Raw genomic sequence first — 24,130 nt, 5'->3', positions numbered from 1 at the left:
GGGTGTTCGCACGCCGTACGGATGGCGCGCCCGAATGGTTCGTGCATGGATGGTTCGGCTGATGGCGTCGGAGCACGTCGCGCATGATGCACTGGCCGAGCCGCGTGATCGCCGGGCTGAAGCGCCTCGGGTTCTGGCGCGTGATGGCGCTGCTCGTCGTGCTGATCCTGCTGTGGCTCACCTTCCGGGGCCCAGCAGACCCGTCGCTGATTCATCTCCTGAGACGGTACTGACGCCCGATCCACGCCCTGCCTATGCCGAGCTGCAGGCGGTCTCGAACTTCTCGTTCCTCGAGGGCGCGAGCCATGCCGACGAACTGGTGCTCACCGCGCGCGCGCTCGGGCTTTCCGCGCTCGCGATCACCGACCGCAACTCGGTCGCCGGCCTGGTGCGCGGCCATCTTGCGGCGAAGGCGCACGGGCTGCGGTTTCTGCCCGCTACCCGGCTCGATCTCACAGACGGCGCATCCTTCTTGTGTTACCCGACGGATCGTGCCGCCTGGGGCCGGCTCTGCCGTCTGCTGTCGCACGGCAGGATGAACGCGCCGAAGGGCGAGTGCCGGATCGGCCGCGAGCACCTGCTTGCGCACGCCGACGGCCAGGTGCTGGTGGCGCTCCCGCCCGGGACGCCCGACGCAGCCTTCCGCGAGCGCCTGCGCGCAGATGCCATGGCGCTTTCCGGCCGCACGGCGCTGCCGCTGCATCTTGGTGCGAGCGTGCTGCATCACGGTGACGACCAGCGCCGGCTGGACGTGCTCGCCGCACTCGCGTGCGCCTGCGGCACACCGCTCGTGACGCTGGGCGATGTGCGCTTCCATGCACCCGCGCGCCACCGCCTTGCCGATGTGCTGAGCGCGATCCGGCTGCGCTGCGCCATCGATGCGCTGGGCCTTGCGGCGGAGGCGAACGCCGAGCGCCATCTCAAGCCGCCGGAGGAGATCGCGCGGCTGTTCGCGCGCCACCCGGAGGCGGTCGCGCGCACGCTCGACATCGTGCGCGCCTGCCGCTTCTCGCTCGACGAGCTGCGCTACGAGTACCCCGACGAGATCACCGAGCCGGGCCACACGCCGCAGCAGACGCTGATCGCCCGTACCTGGCAGGGCGCGGCGGAACGATGGCCCGGCGGCATTCCCGCCGAGGTGCGCGCGCGGATCGAGCACGAACTCGCGCTGATCGAACGGCTCGGCTACGCGCCCTACTTCCTCACCGTGCACGAGATCGTCCGCTTCGCGCGCGAGCGCGGCATCCTCTGCCAAGGACGCGGCTCGGCGGCCAACTCGGCGGTGTGCTACGCGCTCGGCATCACCGCCGTCGATCCGGCCAAGCACGACCTGCTGTTCGAACGTTTCGTCTCCGCCGCACGGAACGAGCCGCCCGACATCGATGTGGATTTCGAGCACGAGCGGCGCGAGGAGGTGATCCAGTGGATCTATGCGCGCTACAGCCGTGAGCGCGCAGCGCTCGCCGCGACCGTGATCCACTGGCGCCATCGCATGGCGATCCGCGAGGTCGGCCGCACGATGGGGCTGAGCGAGGACGTCACCGGCCGGATCGCCGGGGAGACCTGGGGCCCCGGACGCGAAGGCTCGCTCGCCGATCGCGTCGTGGCGCTGGGCCTGGATCGCACCGATGCGCGGCTGATGATGACGCTCGAACTCGCCGAGGAACTGGTCGGCTTCCCGCGCCACCTGAGCCAGCATGTCGGCGGCTTCGTGATCACGCGCGGCCCCCTGGTCGAGCTCTGCCCCGTGGCCAACGCGGCGATGGCGGAGCGCACCACGATCGAGTGGGACAAGGACGACATCGACGCGCTCGGCATCCTGAAGGTCGATGTGCTGGCGCTCGGCATGCTCACCTGCATTCGCAAGGCGTTCGACCTGATCGCAACGCATCATGGCCGCCGCTGCACGCTCGCCACCGTCCCGCCCGAGGATCAGGCCATCTACGCGATGCTCTCGCGCGCCGACAGCCTGGGCGTGTTCCAGGTCGAGAGCCGCGCGCAGATGGCGATGCTGCCACGGCTGAGGCCCAGCACGTTCTACGACCTGGTGATCGAGGTCGCGATCGTGCGCCCGGGCCCCATCCAGGGTGACATGGTGCATCCGTATCTGCGGCGGCGGAACGGCGAGGAGGCGGTGACGTTCCCCTCGCCCGAACTGGAGGCGGTGCTCGGCCGCACGCTCGGCGTGCCGCTGTTCCAGGAACAGGCGATGAAGATCGCGATCGTCGCCGCAGGGTTCACTCCGGACGAGGCCGACCGGCTGCGTCGCGCGATGGCGACGTTCCGCAATGTCGGCACGATTCACACCTTCCGCGAGAAGCTGATCGAGGGCATGGCCGCGCGCGGCTATGATCGCGGCTTTGCCGAGCGCTGCTTCAGGCAGATCGAGGGCTTCGGCACCTACGGCTTCCCCGAGAGCCACGCCGCGTCCTTCGCGCTGCTGGTCTATGTCTCGGCCTGGATCAAGTGCCGCTACCCGACGGTGTTCGCGGCCGCCCTGCTCAACAGCCAGCCGATGGGGTTCTACGCGCCGGCGCAGATCGTGCGCGATGCGCGCAACCATGGCGTGGTGGTGCAGCCGCCGGACGTGAACGCGTCCCTCTGGGACTGCACGCTCGAACCCTGCGCGGAAAGCGCGGGCGGTGTCGCACTGCGCCTCGGCCTGCGCGAGGTGAAGGGGCTGCGCACGGACGAAGCCGCCGCGCTCGTTGCGGCGCGCGCCGCTGGCAATGCCCGTCCGTTCGAGACCGTCGAGGAGGTCGCCCGGCGCGCGCGGCTCGGCCCTGCGCCGCTGGAGCGCCTCGCCGAAGCAGACGGGTTCGCCGCGCTTGGGCTCTCGCGCCGCGAAGCGCTGTGGCAGGCGCGCGCGATCGAGGGTCCGGCCCCGCTGCTCGCCGCTGCCGAAGGCGATCTGTTCGCCGAGACCGAGCCGACATTGCCCGTGATGACGCTCGGCGAGCAGGTGGTTGCCGACTACGCCAGCCTGGCGCTCTCGCTGAAGGCGCATCCGATGGCGCTGCTGCGGCCGGAGATCGCGGCACTCGGGTGCACCGACACGCGCGCGCTGCTCGCGGCGCGGCCGGGATCGCGGGTGCGGCTCGCCGGGCTGGTGTTGGTGCGCCAGCGTCCCGGCAGCGCCAAGGGCGTGGTGTTCGTCACCATCGAGGACGAGCACGGGCATGCGAATCTCGTGGTGATGCCGGATGTGCTGCGGCGCTTCCGGTCGGCGATCCTGGGGGCGCGGCTGATGGTTGTGGACGGGGTGATCGAGCGGCAGGACTACGGCGCGGCGCCGATCATCCATGTGCGCGCAAGGCGGATCGAGAACCACACGCCTCTGCTCGCGACGCTGCACGAGAAGGGCTGGGCGGAGGCAGCCTGGGACGGCGCGATCGCGCGTGCCGACGAGGTACGCCGCCCCGCCCACAACGATCCGCGCGTCACGCCGCCGAAACGTCCGCGGCTTGGCCCCGCGCCCGGCCGCTTCCTGCCCGACAGCCGCGACTTCCACTGACAGCTCGCCATGTCAGGCGATCGTCATCAGGGTCGCATTGCCGCCGGCCGCGGCCGTGTTGGTGCTGATGGACCGCTCCGTCACCAGCAGACACGGCAGGTCATCGTCGGCGATCGCCCCGACGTTTGCCGGGCTGGCTGCGAACACCGGCCGGATCGGCCCGTCGAGCGCGGCGACGTCCCGGGCGAGCACACGGAGCGTTTCTGAATCGCCCTCGAACAGCACAGCGGCGCACGGTGCCGCGTCGGGACGATCGGTGATCGTGACGTATGGACGGACGCTCTGCGGGAGCACCTCGAGCAGCGCACGGTGCGCCGGCGCGAAGACGCACGCGTGGTTGCCGCCGGCCAGCACCGCGCCAAGCTGCGCCAGGAGGCCGAACGTGCTTTCCGCCACGCACAGCACCGTGCCGCGGGGATGCAGCCGGTAGACGTTGCTCTCGCCGACCGGGCCGGGAAGCTCCAGCCGGAGGCCAGGCCGCGAGGCGTGCGTGTAGTGCCGGCAGCGCGCGGCGGCCTCCGCGTGACCGGAGGCGTCGAGCCAGGCGATCCAGTCGGCCGCCTCGGGCGTCATCTGTCCCGCCGGCAGGGGCGGCTCCGGCGGGCGGGCGGCGAGCAGGCGGCGCAGGTAGAGTGGCCCCCCCGCCTTCGGCCCGGTACCCGACAGCCCGTGCCCGCCGAACGGCTGCACGCCCACCACCGCCCCGATGATGTTTCGGTTGACGTAGACGTTGCCGGCCCCGATGCGGTCGCTCGTCCGGGCGATCGTCTCGTCGATGCGCGAATGCACGCCGAAGGTGAGCCCGTAGCCGGTCGCGTTGATCCGCTCGATCAGCGCGTCGAGCCCGTCGCGCTCGAACCGCAGCACGTGCAGCACCGGGCCGAACACCTCGCGCGTCAGCTCGGCGATGTCGTCGATCTCGATCAGCGTCGGCGCGACGAAGGTGCCGTGGCGGCAGGGCTCCGGCAGGTCAAGTGCGTGCACGCGCCGTCCCTTCGCGCGCATCGCCGCGATGTGCGCCTGGATCGCTTCGTGCGCCTCCGCCGTGATGACCGGGCCCACATCGGTCGAGAGCCGGTCTGGATTGCCGACCGCGAGCTCCGCCATCGCGCCCTTCAGCATGGTCAGCACGCGCTCGGCGATGTCGTCCTGCAGGCACAGCACCCGCAGCGCCGAGCAGCGCTGCCCGGCGCTGTCGAAGGCCGAGGCGAGTACGTCCGCCACCACCTGCTCGGCAAGGGCGGAGCTATCGACGATCATCGCGTTCTGCCCACCGGTCTCGGCGATCAGCGGCACCGGCCGTCCGTCGGGGTTCAGGCGGTCCGCGAGCGTGCGGTTGATGAGCCGCGCGACCTCGGTCGAGCCGGTGAACATCACCCCGCGGCCGCGCGCATCGCGCACCAGTGCGGCGCCGACCGTGCCGTCGCCGGGCAGGAGCTGCACTGCGCCCGCGGGCACGCCCGCCTCGTGCAGCAGCCCGACCGCGAGGGACGCGATCAGCGGTGTCTCCTCGGCCGGCTTGGCGAGCACCACGTTGCCGGCGGCGAGCGCGGCCGCGACCTGGCCGGTGAAGATCGCAAGCGGGAAGTTCCAGGGGCTGATGCACACGACAGGGCCGAGCGGGCGATGCGTTGCGGCGGCGAAGCCATCGCGCACGGCGACGGCGTAGTAGCGCAGGAAGTCAACCGCCTCGCGCACCTCGCCGATCGCGTTCGGCAGCGTCTTGCCGGCCTCGCGCACAATCGGGCCGATCAGCGCATCGATCCGGCGCTCCATCAGGTCCGCGGCGTGCAGCAGCAGCCTGGCGCGCTCCGCCGGCGGCGTCGCGCCCCAGGCGGGCTGGGCAGCCTCGGCCGCCTCCAGCGCTGCAGTGATCGCCTCGGGTCCGGCATCCACGCATTGGCCGACGACATCGCGGTGATCGGCAGGATTGCGGAGCTCGCGCGGTTCGCCCGCGGCTCTGGCCGCGATCGCGAGGGGTGCGCCAGCGTCGCGCCGCAACGCGTCGGCAAGCGATGCGAGCCGCTGCTCGTTCGTCAGATCGACCCCGGCACTGTTGATGCGCGTCGGAAACAGGTCGCGCGGACGCGCGATGCGCGGGTGTGGCGCACCGATCGGCGTGATCGCGAGCGCCGCCGCCACCGGATCGGCAATCAGCGCGTCGACCGGCACCGATGCGTCTCCGATCCGGTTGACGAAGCTCGAGTTCGCGCCGTTCTCGAGCAGGCGGCGCACCAGATAGGGCAGCAGCGTCTCGTGCGTGCCCACCGGGGCATAGATCCGGCACGGCCGGCCGAGCTTCCCGGATCCGACCACCTCCTCGTAGAGCGACTCGCCCATGCCGTGCAGGCACTGGAACTCGTAGTCGCCGGGCCGGAACCCGGGGCCCGCCGTCGCGAGCACGGTCGCGAGCGTCGCCGCGTTGTGGGTCGCGAACTGGGGAAACACAGCCGCGCGCGCCTCCAGCAGCCTGCGCGCGCAGGCGAGATAGCTGACATCGGTGTGGATCTTCCGCGTGTAGACCGGGAAGTCGGCCTGCCCGTCCACCTGTGCGCGCTTGATCTCGCTGTCCCAGTAGGCGCCCTTCACCAGGCGGACCATCAGCCGGTGGCGGGAGCGGCGTGCGAGCTCGACCAGCCAGTCGATCACGAAGGGCGCGCGCTTCTGATACGTCTGCACGACGAAGCCCAGCCCCTGCCAGCCCGCGAGCGCCGGCGACATGCAGAGCGCCTCGAACAGATCGAGCGAGAGGTCGAGCCGGTCGGCCTCCTCGGCGTCGATGTTCAGGCCGATGTCGTAGCGTTTCGCCAGCAGCGCAAGGCCGTGCAGCCGCGGCGCCAGCTCGGCCATGACCCGCTCGTACTGGCCGCGTACGTAGCGCGGGTGCAACGCCGAGAGCTTCACAGAGATGCCCGGCTCGGCATAGGGGCCGCGTCCCGTGGCGGCCGCGCCGATGGCGTGGATCGCGATCTCATAGCTCTGCCGGTAGCTCTCGGCGTCCGCAGCCGTCATCGCCGCCTCGCCGAGCATGTCGTAGGAGTGACTGAACCCCTTCGCCTCCAGCGCGCGGCTGTTCCCAAGCGCCTCCTCGATGGTCTGGCCCGTGACGAACTGCTCACCCAGCATGCGCATCGCCACGTCCACGCCCTTGCGGATCAGCGGTTCGCCACCGTGGCGGATCAGGCGGGACAGCGCCCCGGCCAGCCCGGTCTCGTTCGCCGTCGCGACCAGCCGGCCGGTGATCAGCAGCCCCCAGGTGGCGGCGTTGACGAACAGCGACGGCGAATGACCGAGATGCGCGCGCCAGTCGCCGGCGCCGATCTTGTCGCGGATCAGCGCGTCGCGCGTGGGCGTGTCGGGGATGCGCAGCAGCGCTTCGGCGAGGCACATCAGCGCCACCCCCTCCTGCGAGGAGAGCGCGAATTCCTGGATCAGCGCCTCGACCGCGCCGCGCCGGCCCTTGGCGCGCAGCGCCTGGACCAGCCCGCGGGCGGTACGCTCAGCCGCCGCCGCCTGCTCCGGCGGCAAGGTCGCGGCGGCGATCAGTTCCGGCAGGCAGTCGGGCTCCGCGCGGCGATAGGTCGCCGTGATGCGCGCCCGCAACCCCGATTGGCGCTGCACCGACCGGGCCAGCTCATCGAACGGCGCGGGCGCCGACCCATCGGCGATGGGGGAGGCGGACACGGCGATCTCCTCGCAGCGCGACCGGCAGGCGGACCGGCCGGGCTAGCCGGTCCGCGCCGCACAGTTGATGCAGGTCGGCACCGCGGGGTCGAACTCGAGCCGCTTCGGCGCGATCGCCTCGCCGCAGATCACGCAGTCGCCGTAGGTGCCCTCGTCGAGCCGCTTCAGCGCCGCGTCGATGCGCGCAATCTGCTGGCGCCGCCGTTCCTCGGTCGCGAGCGCCATCGCCTGGACCTGGAGCGAGTCCATGCGCGACAGGCGCCCGACGCTCTGCTGATCCAGGTCCACCGGCGCGCGCAGTTCGGCCGCACCCTGGCTCACCTGCTCCAGAACAGCGCGCTCGGCGACCAGGCGCGTCCGGATCGCCTCCTCGTTGTGCATGGCTCGACCTCCTGACCGGCAGATTGACCCGACCCCGCCGCCTCGTCACTCTCCGTTGCCCCCCAACACGCCGTGAGGACGCGCCGATGCCCGATCGCACCTACCGCCTGGCCGTGATCCCAGGGGACGGCATCGGCAAGGAGGTGGTGCCCGAGGGGCTGCGCGTGCTCGACGCTTCGGCGCGGCGCTTCGGCTTTGGCCTCACCCTCGCCGAGTACGACTGGTCGTGCGAAACATACCAGAAGACGGGGCGGATGATGCCCGAGGATGGTCTGGACCGGTTGCGCGAAAGCGACGCGATCTTCCTCGGCGCGGTCGGCTGGCCGGGGGTGCCGGACCATATCTCGCTCTGGGGGCTGCTGATCCCGATCCGCCGCGCGTTCGACCAGTATGTGAACCTGCGGCCCTGCCGGCTGATGCCGGGTGCTAGGACGCCGCTCGCGAATCGCGGCCCCGCGGACATCGACTTCGTTGTCGTGCGCGAGAACACCGAGGGCGAGTACTCCTCGCAGGGTGGACGGATGTTCGAGGGCACCGGGCGCGAATTTGTGATCCAGGAGAGTGTGTTCACCCGGGTCGGGGTGGACCGGATCCTTCGCTACGCGTTCGAGCTCGCCCGCACGCGGCCGAAGAAGCACCTGACGAGTGCGACCAAGTCGAACGGCATCACCTTCACGATGCCCTACTGGGACGAGCGCTTCGCCGCGATCGGCACGGAGTATCCGGACGTGCGTCAGGACCAGTACCACATCGACATCCTGTGCGCGCATTTCGTCCAGCACCCGGACTGGTTCGACGTCGTGGTCGGCTCCAACCTGTTCGGCGACATCCTCTCCGACCTCGGCCCGGCCGTGGCGGGCTCGATCGGCATCGCCGCCGGCGGCAACATCGACCCGGAGAAGCGCCACCCCTCGATGTTCGAGCCGGTGCACGGTTCGGCGCCCGACATTGCCGGCAAGGGGGTGGCGAATCCGGTAGGCCAGATCTGGTCGGGCGCGATGATGCTCGAGCACCTGGGCGAAAAGGCCGCGGCGTCGGCGATCGTCGCGGCGATCGAGACGGTGCTGGAGCGCGGGCCGCGCACCCGCGACATGGGCGGGCAGGCCGGCACGGTCGATGTCGGGCGCGCGATCGCCGAGGTTGTCGCGTCCGGCTGACATATCGCACGATCGCCGCTTGAAGGAGAGCGGACCGGTCCGGTATAACTTTGAGGGTAAGTTGCGAGTCATTCGCAACTGAGGCCGGAGAACCTGCATGGGCCGCGACTTCAGCCACATCGCCCGCCGTTGCGAACGCGCCGTAGTCTCTGCGTATCGCGAGCTGCGTGCGCACGGCACTGCGGACCCCGACGCGTTCCGCGCCTGCACGACGCTGTATCGCATCCACCACCCCGAGGCTTCGGTCAGCGAGGCGCGCCTGCTGGTTGCGGAGTGGATCGACCATCATGTCGTGCGCCGCAGCACTGCCCCGACCCCAGGCTGCCCCTGCGACTGACGCCGCTGCGGCCGGATCGGCCGGGACGTCCTGTTCTGACGTTGTCGGCCCTTAAGCATTTGAGCGTTGGCGTTGCGGCGCCGTCGTCGGGAAGGGATGGGACAATGAGCGATCGTCAGGTGGTGATGCGCGCGGGCTTGACGCGGCGGATGCTCGACCGCGTGCCGGATCGCGCCGTGCCGGTGCTGAACGCGGTTGCCTTCGTCGCCCTGGTGGTGGCGCTGCTGGTGGTGTTGCTGGCCTGACCTGGTCGCGGCGGGTCAGGCTGCCGCCCAGAAGTAGAGCTTGCCCGGGTGGCCGTTGTTGCGGATAGGCGAGCCGTCCGCGACCATGCGGCCGCCGTCGAACAGATCCCAGTGGTCGCCGCTCGCGAACACCGAGATCTCCGGCGTCTCGGCGCGGAAGTCGAGCACGCCGGCGACGAATGACGTCAGCACCGCGTTCGCCTTCTTGTCGCCCTCGGTCTGGTAGCAGTCCTCGAGATAGAGCACGCCGCGCTTGCCCTCGACGCGTGGCCAGACGACGCTCGACCGCCCCTCGACATCGGCCGCGCCGAACTTCGCCTGCACGCGCGGCAGCAGTTCCGCGGCTCGGATGAAGAACAGGTCGAGGAACTTGTCGCTCAGCCCCGGACCGCCAGCGCCGGCCTTGCGTGCGCCGAGCTGCGCGCCCGGCAGGTCGGCGAGTGTGGCGTCACCCTCCTGCTTCGATGGCTCGATGCCGAGCGTATAGCTCACGCAGACGGCGCAGCGGTTGATCTGGGGAAAGGCTTTCGCGGCCCAGGGCCGCACGGTCGCGAAGCGCGTCTGGAGCTTGCCCCAGGGCAGGGGGATCGGCATGGCCGGGTGTGGTCCTCGTCAGGAGATCGGTGCGATGATCGTGCTGGTCGGTCAGACAGGGTTACCCGGCCAGCCCATCATGCAGCAGCTTGAGCCCGGTGACGAGGAGCAGCGCGAACACGGCGCGATAGAAGATGCGGTCGGAGATGCGCCGCGACAGCCAGATGCCGAGCAGCACGCCGGCCGGCGCGGTCGGCAGCAGCACGGCCGAGGTGGCGAGATTGCCGCCGTGCAACTGGCCGAGCAGGGCGTAGGGGACAAGTTTGACATAGTTCACCAGGGTGAAGAACACGACCGTGGTCGCATTCAGGCGCAGGCGCGGCAGCCGGCGCGGCAGCAGATACACGGCGAGCGGCGGGCCGCCGGCATGCGCGAGCGTCGAGGTGAATCCGGAGAGCGCGCTCCAGAACAGCCCCTTCGCCGGCGCCTCGGCCGCCGGCGCGTCGGAGGCGCGCACGAGCCGGCTGCGCAGTGCGGCGTGCAGCACGAAGGCCACCGCGATCGCGCCGATCATCGCCTTCACCGCACGGTCGGAGAGCTCGCCGAAGGCGAGCGCGCCGAGCCCGATCCCAATCAGCGCGCCCGGCGCGAGGATCGTCATGGTCCGGCGGTCCCAGTCGCGCCGGTAGGCCCAGACGCCGAACATGTCCATCGCGCACAGGATCGGCAGCACGATTCCGGCGGCCTGGGGCGGCGCGATCACCAGGCTCATCGCCGGCACCGCGAGATTGCCCCCGCCCGAGGCGAAGCCGCCCTTGCTGATGCCGGTGAGCAGCAGCGCTGGTACGGCGAGCAGGTAGAAGAGTGGATCGGCGATCGGGATCATGACGGGCGCGGTGGCGGGGTGTATGGCACGGAATCAATCGGCCGTCTCTGCGCCGGCTGCCGAACCGCTCCGGGTATCCGCGATGCACGACCCGCTCTGGCTTGCCGGGCTCGCCGCCGCGACGGCGGTCACAGGACTGATCGCCGGGCTGCTCGCCGGGCTGTTCGGCGTCGGCGGCGGGATCGTGATCGTGCCCGTGCTGTCCTACGTGCTGCCGCTGCTCGGGATCGACCCGGCGGTGCAGCAGAAGCTCGCGGTCTCCACCTCGCTCGCCACCATCATCCCGACCTCGATCGTCTCGGCGCGCAAGCACTACGCCAAGGGCGCGATCGACGTGCCGCTCCTGCGCGGCCTCGTACCCTCGCTGCTCGCCGGCACGGTGATCGGCGCCCTGCTGATCGTGGTGCTGCGTGGTGAGGCGCTGACGCTGGTGTTTGCGGTCGTTGCGCTGCTGGTTGCGCTCAATCTCGGCTTGACCGGCGCGGACTGGCGGATCCGCGACCGCTTCCCCGAAGGCGCACCGCGGCACGCGATCGGCGCGGCGATGGGCGGGGTCTCGGCGGTCATGGGGATCGGCGGCGGCACGGTCGGCGTGCCGATCATGAGCATGTTCGGCACGCCGATCCGGCGCGCGGTCGCCACTGCCTCGGCCTTCGGCATCGTGATCTCGATTCCGGCGACCATCATCGCGATCATCGGCGGCTGGGGCGAGGCCCGCATGCCGCCCTACAGCGTCGGCTACGTGAACCTGATCGGCTTCGCACTGATCGCCGTCGGCTCGATCCTGGCGGCACCCTGGGGCGCGCATCTCGCCCACACGATCCCGCCGCTGCTGTTGAAGCGGCTTTTCGCGCTGTTCCTGGCGCTGACCAGCCTCCGGATGTTCTGGCGCACGCTGGGTTGATCCGGGCGTGGTCAAGCCGCACGGGATGCGCTATCCGATGCGCAAGGCGCCAGCGGCACGGAAGGGGAGAGCCATGTCGATGAAGCGCGCAGTGGTTGTGGCCGTTGCCGCGGCCCTGGTGTCGGTCGGAGGGGACGGCATGGCGTTCGACGTTCAGGGGCATCGCGGGGCGCGGGGGCTTGCGCCCGAGAACACGCTCGCTGGCTTCACGCGGGCACTTGCGATCGGCGTGACCACGCTCGAGATGGACGTCGCGGTCACCGCCGACGGCACGGTGGTGCTCAGTCACGACCCGGCGCTCAACCCCGACCTGACGCGCGGCCCCGACGGGCAGTTCATCGACGCGCCAGGCGCGCCGATCCGCGCGCTGACGCTGGAGCAGCTGCGCCGGTACGATGTCGGGCGGATCAGGCCGGGCAGCCGCTACGCCGCGCTCTACCCCGAGCAGGTGCCGGTTGACGGCGAGCGCATCCCCACACTCGCCGAGGTGGTCGCGCTCACGCGCCGGCTCGGTGCGGATACGGTTCGGTTCAATATCGAGACCAAAATCTTTCCCGACCGGCCTCATTTGACCGTGCCACCTGACGAGATGGCCGAGCGCCTCGCCGCGGTGATCGAGCGGGCCGGGATGGCGGGACGGGTGATCGTCCAGTCCTTCGACTGGCGCACGCTGAAGTGGTTCCAGGTGCACCGGCCGGACGTCGCGCTCGCCTGGCTCACCTCGGCGCATGGCGGAGCTGACACGGTCTCGCCGCGCCGCGGGCGGTCCTCGGGTTGGCTTGCAGGGCACGACCCGGCCGCGCATGGCGGCTCGATCCCGCGCACGGTGCATGCGGCCGGCGGGCGGATTTGGTCGCCCGATCATCGCAGCCTGGCCGAGGCAGAGGTCGCCGAGGCAAGGGCGTTGGGGCTGGTCGTCATCCCCTGGACGGTGAACGACCCGGCGGTGATGGACCGGCTCATCGCCTGGGGCGTGGACGGCATCATCACCGACTACCCCGATCGGCTGCGTACGGTGATGGCGCGCCGGGGGATGGACCTGCCGGCGCCGGTACCCTCAGCCCGTTGACGCGTCGGTCGGCCCGAAGAAGTTGGCGGCCGAGGTGAGCCGCGTCATCAGCGCCCGCATCGCCGGCGCCTCGTAGCCGCGGTCGGCGGTCAGCGCCCCCATCGGGCAGAAGAACTCGTGCGCATGGGGCACCTGGCTGCGCGCGAACGGCTCGTAGTGCTTGTCCTTCAGGCCGTAGAGCACGCGGACGTCGCGCACCGGCAGGGTCAGCGGATCGGTCGGTTCCGCCTTCAGCACGCCCGTGAGCCGCCAACGCGGCGTCGGATCGTCCGCCATTGCCGAAGCGAGCAGCCACGGCAGCGGACAGACCGCCAGCAGCGAGTGCGTCGACGGGGCAAAGCGGCTGCGCTTGTCGAGCAGGTTCTGGAACGAGGAGCAGGCCTCGACCGCCACCACGTCGCACCACGGCTCCGCGGGCGTGCCGCCGAACTGCAGCCACATCCCGTCCGGCAATGTCTTGAGCCGGTCGGTGCCGGGAAGCTTCAGGAATGGCGAGACGGCAGAGGCGGCGTCAGAGGGCCGCCCGCGCAGGACTCTGGGAGGGCTGCTGATCCGCGCCCACAGGCCGGGCGGGTGTTGAGGCCACTTGCGCAGCTGATGGCGCACCAGCGCATCCAGGCTTGCGTACCGCTCCATGAGTCCAGCCTCCTCGGACGGGCACCGACTACAAGTGTAGTCAGTTTGTGGACAACCGTGAGGAAAGTGCAAGTGGGAAGAATCAACCTCTGATAGAAAATTCACGGCGAGCCTGACGGGATTCCTGCCGCTCGGTCAGGCTGCTACGGGCCTTTTCCACAGGCGGATGGGGGTATCGCCGCCAGCCGCGAGGCGAAAGCCCGCTCACCCTGGGGATCGCGTGAACAGGTCGCTATAGGAACATCATGTTCGCCAAAAACGCGAGTCTACGTCAAGTAGAGCGCGTGAATGGTGCATGGCGTGAGTCAAGCTCACGTCATGGGACGCGATTCCTCCCGCGCAGTCATCCGGCATGCCGGCCGGGGCGGGTCAGCCGCGCGCCTCGATCGGCGTGACGTCGCGTGTCGTTGCACCGGTGTAGAGCTGGCGCGGGCGGCCGATCCGCTGCAGCGGATCCTCGATCATCTCTTTCCACTGGCTGATCCAGCCGACGGTGCGGGCGACCGCGAACAGCACGGTGAACATGCTGGTCGGAATGCCCATCGCCTTCAGGATGATGCCGGAATAGAAGTCGACGTTCGGATAGAGCTTGCGGCTGACGAAGTAGTCGTCGTTGAGCGCGATCTTCTCGAGCTCCATCGCCATATCGAGCATCGGCTCGTCCCTGATGCCGAGTTCGGCCAGGACCTCGTGACAGGTCTGCTGCATGATCTTCGCGCGCGGGTCGTAGTTTTTGTAGACCCGATGCCCGAAGCCCATCAGCCGTACGTTGCTGTTCTTGTCCTTCACCTTGCCGATGAAGTCGGGGATGTTCTCAACGCTGCCGATCTCGGCCAGCATCTTCAGCACCGCCTCGTTCGCCCCGCCATGCGCGGGGCCCCAGAGCGACGCGATCCCGGCAGCGATGCAGGCGAACGGGTTGGCGCCCGTCGAGCCCGCGAGCCGCACCGTGGAGGTCGAGGCGTTCTGCTCGTGATCGGCGTGCAGGATCAGGATCCGGTCCATCGCGCGCGCGAGTACTGGGTTGATCTCGTAGGACTCGGCTGGCACTGCGTTCAGCATGTAGAGGAAGTTCTCGGCATAGCCGAGATCGTTCCGAGGATACATGAACGGCTGGCCGATCGAGTACTTGTAGGCCCAGGCTGCGATCGTCGGCAGCTTGGCGATCAGCCGGTAGGCCGAAATCTCGCGGTGGCGCGGATCGTTGATGTCCAGGCTGTCGTGGTAGAACGCGCTCATGGCGCCGACCACGCCCGTGATCACCGCCATCGGGTGCGCGTCACGCCGGAAACCATCATAGAAGCGGCGCAGCTGCTCGTGGATCATGGTGTGGTAGGTCACACCCTTCACGAACGTCGCGTACTCGCTTCTGCTCGGCAGATCGCCGTAGAGCAGCAGGTAGGCCACCTCAAGGAACGTGCTCTTCTCGGCGAGCTGCTCGATCGGGTAGCCGCGGTGCAGCAGCACCCCCTGGTCGCCGTCGATATAGGTGATCTTGCTCTCGCAGGCCGCCGTGCCGCCATAGCCCGGGTCATAGGTGAACACCCCGAGATCGGCGTAGAGCTTGCGGATGTCCAGAACAGCCGGCCCGATCGTGCCCGGCAGCAGCGTCAGGCTGGTCGATCGGTTGGTGCCGTCCACCGTCACCGTGACCGTCTGGGTGGCGGGCTTCGACATCTCGTTCATGGCAGCATCCCGCGTGCGCGCGGGCAAGGCTCTGCCCGCGATCCTGGCTTCCGATGGGCGCGCACCATACGCCGGGCCCCTGCGTCCGGCAATCTTCTGCACCGCAGCATGAATGGTGGCCGCATCTCGACATCGGGGACGGCACGGCTATGCTCGGGCCATGACGGTGTTCGTGGTGATCCACGGCGGGCGGCGAATTCGCCGCCCGGTCCCTCGCGCAGGGGCCGGGCCGCATCTCGCCGTCACCCGAATGCCAGGAACACCCCATGTCCGCCCCCGACCACGACCATCGCCCCGATGACGCTTGGCGCGTGCGACGCTTCACCGTGCTGGCCCAGGCCGAGCCCGGACTGCTTCCCCGACTGATCGAGCCGGTCGCCAAGCGCGGGCTGATCCCACGACGCTTCGAGGCCATCGCGGACGAGGCGACGCTGCGCGTGAGCCTCAGCATCGAACTCGACGGCAAGACCGCGTCCCTGCTCCGGGCATCGCTGCGCGCGGTCGTCGGCGTGGCGACCGTGCTGTCTGAGCCCGCCTGACCGCATTCACACCCGCGGCACGAGCCGGAGATAGACCGGTGTGAGCAGGAACGGGCTCAGGAACAGCGGGAACTGGCAGAGCGCGAAGAAGATCAGCACGTCGAAGCCGGTCTCGGGGGGCATCACCGCCAGGTAGAGCGCCATGTTGCGGTTGCCCGAGAGCAGTCCGGTGGCAAGCGCGATCCGCCGGCCGAACGGCAGGAACGCCGCTGCCGTGGCCGCGTTCAAGCCGAAATTGCCCAGGAAGGCGAGCGCGATCCCGCCCAGCACGTAGCCCGGCCGGTCGACCAGCGTCGCCAGGATCCCGTCCATCACGCCGAGCCCGTAGAGCGAAACGAGCAGTACCGCCGCCCCGTCGATGGCGCGGCCATAGGGAGAGAGCCTGCCTTCGCCCGCGATCCGCCGCACCGCTAGGCTGATCAGCAGCGGGACCCCTACCACCAGCGCGAGCCGTGCCGAGAGCCCGCCGATCGTCAGCGGCAAGGCGACGCCAAGCAGCCCTAGCGCGAGCGGCGGTGCGGTGAAGGGGATGACGAGAGTGGAGAGCACCGACGCCACAAGCGAGAGTTGCGGATCGAGCCCGACCAGCCGTGCGAAGGCTGGCGCGGAGGTCGCGGCGCACCCGGTCGCCATGATCACCAGCGCGGTGGCGAGCGGTCCTTCGAACCCGGTTACCCGCACGACCGCCGAGACCAGCACCGGGCAGGCGAGCATGAGCCAGGCGAGCAGCGCCAGCACCAGCGTGGGCCGGCGCAGATAGCCGAACACCGCGCCGAAATCGACGCGCAGCAGCACCAGCGTCATCAGCCCGACCACCGTGGGCGTGATGATGAAGCGGAACGCGCGCGCGAGCGGCGGCACGAACAGCCCGACGAAGATCGAGGCCGCGAGCAGCGCGGCGCCGCGATAGGCACAGAATTCGAGGGCGCGGCGCAGCATCACCCGGTCGATCGGCTCTTTGCGGGGCAGCGATCGTGTTCTATAGGGGCCGCCATGCCCGCGCTACCTGTCCTTGCCGCGGCGCTGCTCCTGATCGGCGCCGCGCCTGCCCATGCCTCCTGTTCCGACCCCGCCGGGCCCGGCGTGGACTGGCGACGCTGCCTGCTTGACCGGCGCGAGTTCCAGGAGACCGACCTGACCGGTGCGGTCCTGCGCGACGCCTCGCTGCAGCGGAGCGATCTCAGCCGGGCGAAGCTGGTGGAGGTCGAAGGCACCGACGCACGCTTTGTCTCGGCAACCATGCAGGAGGCGGACCTGTCACGCTCCAATTTCCGCAGCGCCGATTTCTCGCGCGCCGATCTGCGCGGGGCGAGGCTGGTCGAGACCGATCTGCGCCGCGCCCGGTTCTTCAACGCGAACCTGCAAGGTGCGGACCTGACCGGGGCCAATCTCGCCGGCGTCGATCTCACCGGCGCCCAGCTCGCCGGCGCGAGGTGGATCGATGGCGGCAAGGTGTGCGGCGAAGGGTCGGTCGGTCTCTGCCGCTGACGTGCGTGGCGCCGCGCGGGCGCGGCGATGCACACTGAGCCCATGACCGGCCACCCGGCCATCCCCGAGCCTTATCCCTATCTCGCGCGGCTGAACCCGGAACAGCGCGAGGCCGTCGAGACCCTCGATGGCCCGCTGCTCGTGCTCGCCGGCGCCGGCACCGGCAAGACCCGCGTCCTGACCACGCGGTTCGCGCATCTGCTGCTCACCGGCCGCGCCCATCCGGGTCAGGTGCTCGGCGTCACCTTCACCAACAAGGCCGCGCGCGAGATGCGCGAGCGCATCGCCGCGATGATCGGCCGCCCCGTCGAGGGGCTCTGGCTCGGCACCTTCCATTCGCTCTGCGCGCGCATGCTGCGCCGGCATGCGGAACGGGTCGGGCTGCGGTCGACCTTCACCATCCTCGACACCGACGACCAGTTGCGGCTCCTCAAGCAGGTGATGGAGGCCGAGCGGATCGACCTGAAGCGCTGGCCGGCGCAGGGGATGATGGCCGGGATCCAGCGCTGGAAGGACCGCGCGCTCGTCCCCGCCGCCATCACCCAAGCCGAGGACAGCGACTACGCGAGCGGGCGCGGGCGCGACCTCTACGCCGCCTATCAGCGCCGCCTCGTGGAGCTGAACGCCGCCGATTTCGGCGACCTGCTGCTGCACGTCACGGAGCTGCTCAAGCGCGAGCCGGACGTGCTGGCGGAGGCGCACGCCCGCTTCCGCTACATCCTGGTGGACGAATACCAGGACACCAACCTGATCCAGTATCTCTGGCTACGGCTGCTCGCGCAGCAGCACCGCAACATCTGCTGCGTGGGCGACGACGACCAGTCGATCTACTCGTGGCGCGGCGCCGAGATCGAGAACATCCTCCGCTTCGAGCGCGACTTTCCGGGCGCCAGGATCGTCCGGCTCGAGCGCAACTACCGCTCCACCGCGCCGATCCTGGCCGCCGCCTCCGGTCTGATCGCGCACAACGAGGGACGGCTCGGCAAGACGCTGCGCCCGGCCGGGACGAGCAGCGAGGGCGAGAAGGTCGAGGTGCACGCGCTCTGGGACAGTGAGGAGGAGGCGCGCGCGATCGGGTCCCGGATCCAGGCGCTGCGGCGTGACGGGCATGCGCTGGCCGAGACCGCGATCCTGGTGCGCGCGGGTTTCCAGACCCGTGCCTTCGAGGAGCGCATGATCACGCTCAGCATCCCGTACCGCGTGATCGGCGGATTGCGCTTCTACGAGCGCGCCGAGATCCGCGACGCGATGGCGTATATGCGCGTGCTGCACCAGCCGTCCGACGATCTCGCCTTCGAGCGCATCGTCAATGTGCCGAAACGCGGCCTCGGCGACGCCGCGCTGCGCGTGCTGCACGAGACTGCGCGGCGCGACGCTGTGCCGCTGGCACGCGCCGCCGAGCGCGTGACGCAGTCCGATGCGCTCAAGGGCCGGCCACGCGCTGCGCTGGCAGGAGTTCTGCGCGACTTCGCGCGCTGGCGCGCGATGCTCGACCGCGAGGGCCATGTCGCCACCGTCGCGGCAATGCTCGACGAGTCCGGCTACACGGACATGTGGCGCCAGGACCGCTCGCCCGAGGCGCCGGGGCGGCTCGACAACCTGCGCGAACTCGTGCGCGCGATCGCCGATTTCGAGACCCTCGCGGGCTTCCTCGAACACGTCGCCCTGGTGATGGAGAACGACGAGGCGGCTGAGGGCGACCGCGTCTCGCTGATGACGCTGCACGCCGCCAAGGGGCTCGAGTTCGACACCGTGTTCCTGCCCGGCTGGGAGGAGGGGCTGTTCCCGAACCAGCGGGCGCTCGACGAGGGAGGGGCGAAGGCGCTCGAGGAGGAGCGGCGGCTCGCCTATGTGGGGCTCACGCGCGCGCGCCGCCGCGCGATCGTCTCCTGGGCCGCCAACCGGCGCATCTACGCGAACTGGCAGTCCTGCATTCCGTCGCGGTTCCTCGCCGAGCTGCCCGAGGAGCACGTGTCGCGCGCGACCGCGCCGTCGGTTGCGATGCGCGCGACCGACGCCGCGTCCTCGATGTTTCCCGCGGTCGGGTTCGGCGGCGCGCGGCGCGGCCGCGTCATCGAGGCCGGCGCCTGGGAGGTCGCGCCGCGCCCGGAACGGAGCGAGCGCTTCGCGCCTGGCGATCGCGTGTTCCACCAGAAGTTCGGCTACGGCACGGTGGAGGGCGTGGACGACGACAAGCTCGACGTCGCCTTCCCGACGGGCGTGAAGCGTATCCTCGACCGCTTCGTGGAGAAGGCGTGAGCGTCCTGCCGCGGCTGTCCGTCGTGGTACCGGAACGCGCCGTGCCGGCCGTCGTCGCTGCCTTCGAGACCGTGTGCGAGGCGGTCTCGTTCCTGCACCTCGACGAGACCTACGGCACCTGGTCGGTCGAGGGCATCCTGCGCGACCCCGCCCGCCGGGTGGCGCTCGACACCGCACTCGTGCTCGCCGCGTCCGTGTCGGGGATCGATGCCCCGGAGGTCATGACCGGCGAGGTCGAAGCCGAGGGCTGGCTTGCGCGCACGCGCGAGGCGTTTCCGCCTCAGCCGATCGGCCGGCGCTTCCTGATCCGCGGCACGCACGACGCGACCGCGACGCTGCCCGGCCGGATCGCTCTGACGATCGACGCTGGGCTCGCCTTCGGCTCGGGCGAGCACGCGACCACGCGCGGTTGCCTGATCGCGCTGGAGGAGCTGCGCCGCTGTTCCCCGGTCGCCGATATCGGCACCGGCTCGGGCGTGCTCGCGCTGGCGGCCGCGGCGCTCTGGCGCGTGCGCGCGATCGGTGTCGAGCTCGATCCCTGGGCGGCGCGCGTCGCGGCGGAGAACGCGCGCATGAACCGGCTGCATCGCCTCGTGGCTCTCGTGCCCGGCGATGCCTGGCGTGCACCCGGGATCCGCCGCCGCGCACCCTATGCGCTCGCCTTCGCCAACATCTTCGCCCGCCCGCTCTGCGCGATGGCGGCCGCGACCGCGCGCAACCTGCGCCGCGGCGGGCGCGCAGTGCTCTCGGGCTTCCATCCGGCGCAGGCGCGCATGGTCGAGGTGGCCCATCGCCGCACCGGCATGGTGCTGGAGCGGCGGTTGGTCGTGAACACCTGGGCGACGCTGGTGCTGCGCAGGCCCTGACTCAGCTCAGGCCGGCGAGGAACCGCTGCACGGCCGCAAGAAACTCCGGCCAGACCGGATCGTGCGTCGGGATGACGTGGTTGCGCGTCTCCAGCACCACGAGCTCGGCATTCGGCAGCGTCGCGGCGATCTCCATGCTCTGCGCCAGCGGATGCACGCCGTCGTTGCGGCCGTGGATCACCAACGCCGGCGTTGCCACCTCCGCCAGGCGATGCGTGACGTCGAGGCTGTCGAAGGTGCGGCGCAGGCGCACGGCGGTCTCCGCATTCGTCGAGATCCGCTGCAACTCCACCAGCGAACGGATCTGCTCGGGCGTGCCGTCGGGGATGAAGATGGAGGCGAAGGCCTGGAGGAACTGCGACCCCTCTTCGGCCCAGCCGTGGCGCATCAGCGTGATGTAGGCCTCGCCCTGGGCACGCTCGATCTCGGACCGCAAGAGCCGTCCCTTCGCGAAGCCGCCATGCAGGATCAGTCCGCTGACCCGTTCGGGGTGGCGCGCGGCATACTCGATCGCGACCGGCACGCCCTGCGACGTGGCGTAGATCGGGAAGCGGTCAAGGCCGACCGCATCGGCCACCGCGCCGAGATCGGCAACGAAGGCATCAAGGCCGAAAACCTCGACGGGATGCTTGGAAAGCCCGGTGCCGCGCTGGTCGTAGCGGATGACGGTCGCGGAGCGGCCGAGCGTCTCCAGGACAGGTTGCCAGATCGGGCTGCGCCAATCGTGCTCGAGATGGGTCAGCCAGTGCCCGGCACGCAGCAGGGCCGGGCCGGTGCCGGAAAGCGCGTAGGCGAGGCGCGTCCCGTCCGTCGAACGGCAGCACCGGACCGTCTGGACCGGCGCCTGGGCGGGTGCCGCTCCCCCCTCGCGCTGTACGGTTGCGACGAACCGGATGCCGCGCCGCGCGACCGTACGGATCACGCTCTGGCGCACGCCGTCGTCGCCCACGGCCCTTCGCGCGGCGTTGATGCGTGAGTCGATCGCGGCTTCGGAGACGATCCGGCCGCCCCAAATTTGCTCGATCAGCTCATCGCGCGTGATCAGCCGGTCGGGGTTGCTGACCAGGTGGCGCAACAGATCGAACACCTGCGGCTGGACCGGCTGCACGGCGCCGGCGCGGCGCAGCTCATGCGTATCGACATCAAGTTCGCAGCAGTCGAAGAGATAGCGCATTGCGACCCCGCGCGTTCTCCCGGCGCCAGAATCACCGCTCCGGCAAGCAATTTTCAAGGCCACGGCAAGGTGCGGCAGCCAGGACAGCGGCAGGCTCCACGGCCAGGGAACAGTCCCGCTGGCAGAGGAGGATGGCCGCCATGATCTGGAGTGTCGCCGCTGAGCGTTTCAAGTGCATGTCCGGCAACCGCGAGCCCGAGCGACGCGATACCGCCGCACGGCCGCCGCCCGCGGGCAGCACCACCACCTGCCAAGTCGCGCAGGCACCCGGACCGTGCGACGGGGCGCGCCCGGCGGAGCCGGCGTGGCCTGGCCAGTGGGCCTACCTCAAATACGTCTGAAACGATGAGGGCGGGGCCCTTGCCGGCCCCCCCCCCCCATCCTCGGCCCGCCCGTCTGCGCTCACGCAGCCGTTGCCCCCCCGACGGTTCAGTTAGCTGCCGTCATCGGCATCGCCGTGCCGGTCGCCGGCTTGGCCGCCAGCTCGCGCGTCTTGGCGAAATCGGCGTCGAACACGCGGGCGAGGTCGCCGCGGGTCAGCCCGATATCGGCGAGCTCGCGGTCCGACAGCGCGTTGAGGTGCTCGAACACCGCCCGGCGCTCCGGGTAGGTGATGATGAAGGTCGCGATGCTGCGCAGCGCGCGGAAGAAGCCGGTCACGGCGTCGCGGATGGCGCGGCCGATCGCCTCGTCACGCGCGCGGATCGCCGCGAGCCGGATCTCTTCCACCTGCTGGGCATGGCGGCTGAGGTTGAGGGTCATCAGGAGGGCGGTCTCCTCCTTCGTGATGCGGGCATCCATCGTCTTGCGTCCTGTGTGCGTCGGAGGTCCACTCCCGGCCTCGGGCCTTCGCGCCGTCGGCTGTGTTCCTCGCTCTTCGCAGGTGCAACATAGGCTGTCTCATCACGTGCAACACGCGGGAACATCCGTGGTCCGTCATGCGTTGAGCGCATGAATCTTTAGGAGCTATGAAATACAAGTGAAACCCGAGCGTCGCCTGACCGAACTCCGCGCCGCCCTCAAGCGCCGCGACCTTACCGGCCTGCTGGTCCCGCGGGCGGACGAGCATCTGAACGAGTACATCCCGGCCTCGGCAGATCGGCTGCGCTGGCTGACCGGCTTCACCGGCTCGGCCGGGCTTGCGATCGTGCTCAGCGAGCGCGCGGCCATCTTCACCGACGGGCGCTACCAGCTTCAGGTCCGCGCCGAGGTCGACGCCGCGCGCTACGCGATCCGCCACTCAATCGAGGAGCCGGCCGAGGCGTGGCTCGCCGAGGCGCTGCGTCCCGGCGACCGGCTCGGCTTCGACCCCTGGCTGCACGCCGAGGAGGCGCTGGCGAAGCTCCGCCGCGCGGTCGAGGCGGCCGGGGCGGCACTGGTGCCGGTCGAGCCCAATCCGGTGGACGAGGTCTGGACCGGCCGGCCGGGCCCGCCGGCGGGCCAGGTCGCGCCGCATCCGGCCGTGTTCTCGGGCGAGGAGTCCTCCGCCAAGCGGGTGCGCATCGGCGAGGCGGTAGCCAAGGCCGGGGCGGCGGCGGCCGTGCTGACCGCGCCCGAGAGCATCGCCTGGCTGCTCAACATCCGCGGCGATGACGTGCCCTACAACCCGGTGGCGCTCGCCTTCGCGATCCTGCGCGCCGATGGGCAGGTGAGCCTGTTCCTCGACCCGGCGCGGATCGACCCGGCAACGCGGGCGCAGCTCGGCAATGGTGTGGCGATCGAGCCGCGCGCCGCACTCGCCCCGGCGCTCGACCGGCTGGCCGCGGCGCGCGAGGCGGTGCTGGTCGATCCCCGCACCGCGCCGGTCTGGTTCGCCGGCCGGTTGCGCGCGGCGGGCGCGCGCGTGCTCGCCGAGCCCGATCCGGTGGCGTTGCCGAAGGCGACCAAGAACACCGTCGAGCAGGCCGGCGCGCGCGCCGCCCATCGGCGCGATGCGGTGGCGGTGTGCCGCTTCCTCGCCTGGCTCGACCGCGAGGGGCCGACCGGCCAGTACACCGAGATCGAGGCTGCCGAGCGGCTGCTCGCCTTGCGCGCCGAGGGCGAGCGGTTCCGCGGCGAGAGCTTCCCCGCGATCAGCGGCTCAGGGCCGAACGGCGCGATCATCCACTACCGCGCGACGGCGGCGACCAATCGCCGCATCGTCTCCGGCGACCTCTATCTGAGCGACAGCGGCGCGCAGTACCTCGACGGCACGACGGATGTGACGCGTACCGTGCCGATCGGCGACGCCCCGGCTGATGTCCAGGAGATTCGCGACCGCTTCACGCGCGTGCTCAAGGGCCATATCGCGATCGCGACCCTGCGCTGGCCAAGAGGTGTCGCCGGCCCGCATGTGGAGACGATGGCGCGGCGCGCGCTCTGGGATGTCGGGCTCGACTACGACCACGGCACCGGCCACGGGGTCGGGTCGTATCTGTCCGTGCATGAGGGACCGACAGGGCTTTCGCGTGCCGCACGGCCGATCCCGCTCGCGCCCGGAATGATCCTCTCGAACGAGCCCGGATTCTACGCGCCGGGGCGCTGGGGCATCCGGCTCGAGAACCTGCTGCTCGTGGTGGAGGCGCCGTTCGAGGGCGCGGCCAAGCCGTTCCTCGGCTTCGAGACGCTCACGCTCGCGCCGTTCGACCGGCGGCTGATCGATCCCGCGCTGCTCTCGCCTGCGGAGCGGTCCTGGCTCGACACCTACCACGCCCGCGTCGTCCACGAGGTGGGCCCGCTGCTCGACCCGGCGGAGCGGATGTGGCTCGCGGCTGCCTGCCGGCCGCTGTAGA

Annotated in this window: 21 protein-coding genes; 12 read left to right on the top strand and 9 right to left on the bottom strand. The window is 70.4% G+C overall.

The window, feature by feature from the left end; translation table 11 throughout:
- The first annotated feature begins 83 nt into the window (after nt 1-83).
- Complete coding sequence (locus ACTIFU_RS06730) at nt 84-233, top strand: hypothetical protein (protein WP_439577525.1); 150 nt, start codon at nt 84-86, stop codon at nt 231-233.
- Complete coding sequence (locus tag ACTIFU_RS06725) at nt 230-3,514, top strand: error-prone DNA polymerase (RefSeq protein ID WP_439577528.1); 3,285 nt, start codon at nt 230-232, stop codon at nt 3,512-3,514. The genes ACTIFU_RS06730 and ACTIFU_RS06725 overlap by 4 nt, the downstream gene beginning before the upstream one ends.
- Nucleotides 3,515-3,526: 12 nt before the next feature.
- Here ACTIFU_RS06725 and putA read toward each other — a convergent pair whose 3' ends face one another.
- Both putA and ACTIFU_RS06715 read right to left on the bottom strand, forming a co-directional pair.
- Nucleotides 3,527-7,204, bottom strand: a complete 3,678-nt coding sequence (gene putA, locus ACTIFU_RS06720) for a trifunctional transcriptional regulator/proline dehydrogenase/L-glutamate gamma-semialdehyde dehydrogenase (protein ID WP_439577527.1) — start codon at nt 7,202-7,204, stop codon at nt 3,527-3,529.
- Nucleotides 7,205-7,240: 36 nt separating this feature from the next.
- Complete coding sequence (locus tag ACTIFU_RS06715) at nt 7,241-7,579, bottom strand: TraR/DksA family transcriptional regulator (RefSeq protein ID WP_439577524.1); 339 nt, start codon at nt 7,577-7,579, stop codon at nt 7,241-7,243.
- A gap of 86 nt (nt 7,580-7,665) precedes the next feature.
- On the opposite strand from ACTIFU_RS06715, the gene ACTIFU_RS06710 reads away from it, so the two are divergent.
- The 3 genes from ACTIFU_RS06710 to ACTIFU_RS06700 all read left to right on the top strand — a co-directional run bounded on the left by ACTIFU_RS06710 (nt 7,666) and on the right by ACTIFU_RS06700 (nt 9,318).
- Nucleotides 7,666-8,736 (top strand): tartrate dehydrogenase, encoded by a 1,071-nt coding sequence (locus tag ACTIFU_RS06710; RefSeq protein ID WP_439577523.1) that lies wholly within the window; start codon nt 7,666-7,668, stop codon nt 8,734-8,736.
- A 97-nt stretch (nt 8,737-8,833) separates the two neighbouring features.
- Nucleotides 8,834-9,073: a hypothetical protein gene (locus tag ACTIFU_RS06705; RefSeq protein WP_439577522.1), complete on the top strand. Its 240-nt coding sequence runs from the start codon at nt 8,834-8,836 to the stop codon at nt 9,071-9,073.
- A 104-nt stretch (nt 9,074-9,177) separates the two neighbouring features.
- On the top strand, nt 9,178-9,318 hold the full coding sequence (locus tag ACTIFU_RS06700) for a hypothetical protein (protein WP_439577521.1): 141 nt from the start codon (nt 9,178-9,180) through the stop codon (nt 9,316-9,318).
- Between the two features lie 15 nt (nt 9,319-9,333).
- Here the strand turns inward: ACTIFU_RS06700 and ACTIFU_RS06695 are convergent, their stop codons facing one another.
- Both ACTIFU_RS06695 and ACTIFU_RS06690 read right to left on the bottom strand, forming a co-directional pair.
- The gene (locus ACTIFU_RS06695) at nt 9,334-9,912 is read right to left on the bottom strand and encodes a hypothetical protein (protein ID WP_439577520.1); all 579 of its coding nucleotides are present in this window, start codon (nt 9,910-9,912) and stop codon (nt 9,334-9,336) included.
- Between the two features lie 61 nt (nt 9,913-9,973).
- Nucleotides 9,974-10,738, bottom strand: coding sequence for a sulfite exporter TauE/SafE family protein (locus tag ACTIFU_RS06690; protein WP_439577519.1), 765 nt, complete (start codon nt 10,736-10,738; stop codon nt 9,974-9,976).
- An 82-nt stretch (nt 10,739-10,820) separates the two neighbouring features.
- Between ACTIFU_RS06690 and ACTIFU_RS06685 the strand changes: the two genes are divergently transcribed.
- Both ACTIFU_RS06685 and ACTIFU_RS06680 read left to right on the top strand, forming a co-directional pair.
- The gene (locus ACTIFU_RS06685) at nt 10,821-11,642 is read left to right on the top strand and encodes a sulfite exporter TauE/SafE family protein (RefSeq protein ID WP_439577518.1); all 822 of its coding nucleotides are present in this window, start codon (nt 10,821-10,823) and stop codon (nt 11,640-11,642) included.
- 139 nt (nt 11,643-11,781) lie between these two features.
- Complete coding sequence (locus ACTIFU_RS06680) at nt 11,782-12,711, top strand: glycerophosphodiester phosphodiesterase (RefSeq protein WP_439577517.1); 930 nt, start codon at nt 11,782-11,784, stop codon at nt 12,709-12,711.
- Here ACTIFU_RS06680 and ACTIFU_RS06675 read toward each other — a convergent pair.
- Entirely contained in the window at nt 12,700-13,347 is a 648-nt protein-coding gene (locus ACTIFU_RS06675; protein WP_439577516.1) for a hypothetical protein, read from the bottom strand. The two genes, ACTIFU_RS06680 and ACTIFU_RS06675, sit on opposite strands and share 12 nt — an antisense overlap.
- Before the next feature lie 369 nt (nt 13,348-13,716).
- The gene (gene gltA, locus ACTIFU_RS06670) at nt 13,717-15,033 is read right to left on the bottom strand and encodes a citrate synthase (protein WP_439577515.1); all 1,317 of its coding nucleotides are present in this window, start codon (nt 15,031-15,033) and stop codon (nt 13,717-13,719) included.
- Between the two features lie 266 nt (nt 15,034-15,299).
- Here gltA and ACTIFU_RS06665 point away from each other — a divergent pair, with 266 nt between their 5' ends.
- Nucleotides 15,300-15,572 carry a hypothetical protein gene (locus ACTIFU_RS06665; RefSeq protein ID WP_439577514.1) on the top strand — a complete coding sequence of 91 codons (273 nt, stop codon included), beginning with the start codon at nt 15,300-15,302 and terminating at the stop codon, nt 15,570-15,572.
- A gap of 6 nt (nt 15,573-15,578) precedes the next feature.
- On the opposite strand, the gene ACTIFU_RS06660 is transcribed toward ACTIFU_RS06665, so the two are convergent.
- Nucleotides 15,579-16,511, bottom strand: coding sequence for a hypothetical protein (locus ACTIFU_RS06660; protein WP_439577513.1), 933 nt, complete (start codon nt 16,509-16,511; stop codon nt 15,579-15,581).
- Nucleotides 16,512-16,565: 54 nt separating this feature from the next.
- Here ACTIFU_RS06660 and ACTIFU_RS06655 point away from each other — a divergent pair, with 54 nt between their 5' ends.
- Genes ACTIFU_RS06655 through ACTIFU_RS06645 form a run of 3 tightly spaced genes read left to right on the top strand, consistent with a single transcriptional unit; the run spans nt 16,566 to nt 20,185 of the window.
- Entirely contained in the window at nt 16,566-17,060 is a 495-nt protein-coding gene (locus ACTIFU_RS06655) for a pentapeptide repeat-containing protein (protein WP_439577512.1), read from the top strand.
- A gap of 42 nt (nt 17,061-17,102) precedes the next feature.
- Nucleotides 17,103-19,319, top strand: a complete 2,217-nt coding sequence (locus ACTIFU_RS06650) for an ATP-dependent helicase (protein WP_439577511.1) — start codon at nt 17,103-17,105, stop codon at nt 19,317-19,319.
- Nucleotides 19,316-20,185: a 50S ribosomal protein L11 methyltransferase gene (locus tag ACTIFU_RS06645; protein ID WP_439577510.1), complete on the top strand. Its 870-nt coding sequence runs from the start codon at nt 19,316-19,318 to the stop codon at nt 20,183-20,185. Before ACTIFU_RS06650 ends, ACTIFU_RS06645 begins: the two co-directional genes overlap by 4 nt.
- Nucleotide 20,186: 1 nt before the next feature.
- Here ACTIFU_RS06645 and ACTIFU_RS06640 read toward each other — a convergent pair whose 3' ends face one another.
- Together ACTIFU_RS06640 and ACTIFU_RS06635 are read right to left on the bottom strand one after the other, a co-directional pair.
- Complete coding sequence (locus tag ACTIFU_RS06640; RefSeq protein WP_439577509.1) at nt 20,187-21,359, bottom strand: alpha/beta fold hydrolase; 1,173 nt, start codon at nt 21,357-21,359, stop codon at nt 20,187-20,189.
- Between the two features lie 429 nt (nt 21,360-21,788).
- Complete coding sequence (locus ACTIFU_RS06635) at nt 21,789-22,160, bottom strand: DUF1127 domain-containing protein (RefSeq protein WP_439577508.1); 372 nt, start codon at nt 22,158-22,160, stop codon at nt 21,789-21,791.
- Between the two features lie 178 nt (nt 22,161-22,338).
- Here ACTIFU_RS06635 and ACTIFU_RS06630 point away from each other — a divergent pair, with 178 nt between their 5' ends.
- Nucleotides 22,339-24,129: an aminopeptidase P family protein gene (locus tag ACTIFU_RS06630; RefSeq protein WP_439577507.1), complete on the top strand. Its 1,791-nt coding sequence runs from the start codon at nt 22,339-22,341 to the stop codon at nt 24,127-24,129.
- The last annotated feature ends 1 nt before the right edge of the window (nt 24,130 follow it).

The sequence above is a fragment of the Elioraea sp. genome, from assembly GCF_051860475.1.
Classification (GTDB): domain Bacteria; phylum Pseudomonadota; class Alphaproteobacteria; order Acetobacterales; family Acetobacteraceae; genus Elioraea.
The sequence above is the reverse complement of the archived record's forward strand: the minus strand, read 5'-3'. Positions and strand labels throughout refer to the sequence as shown.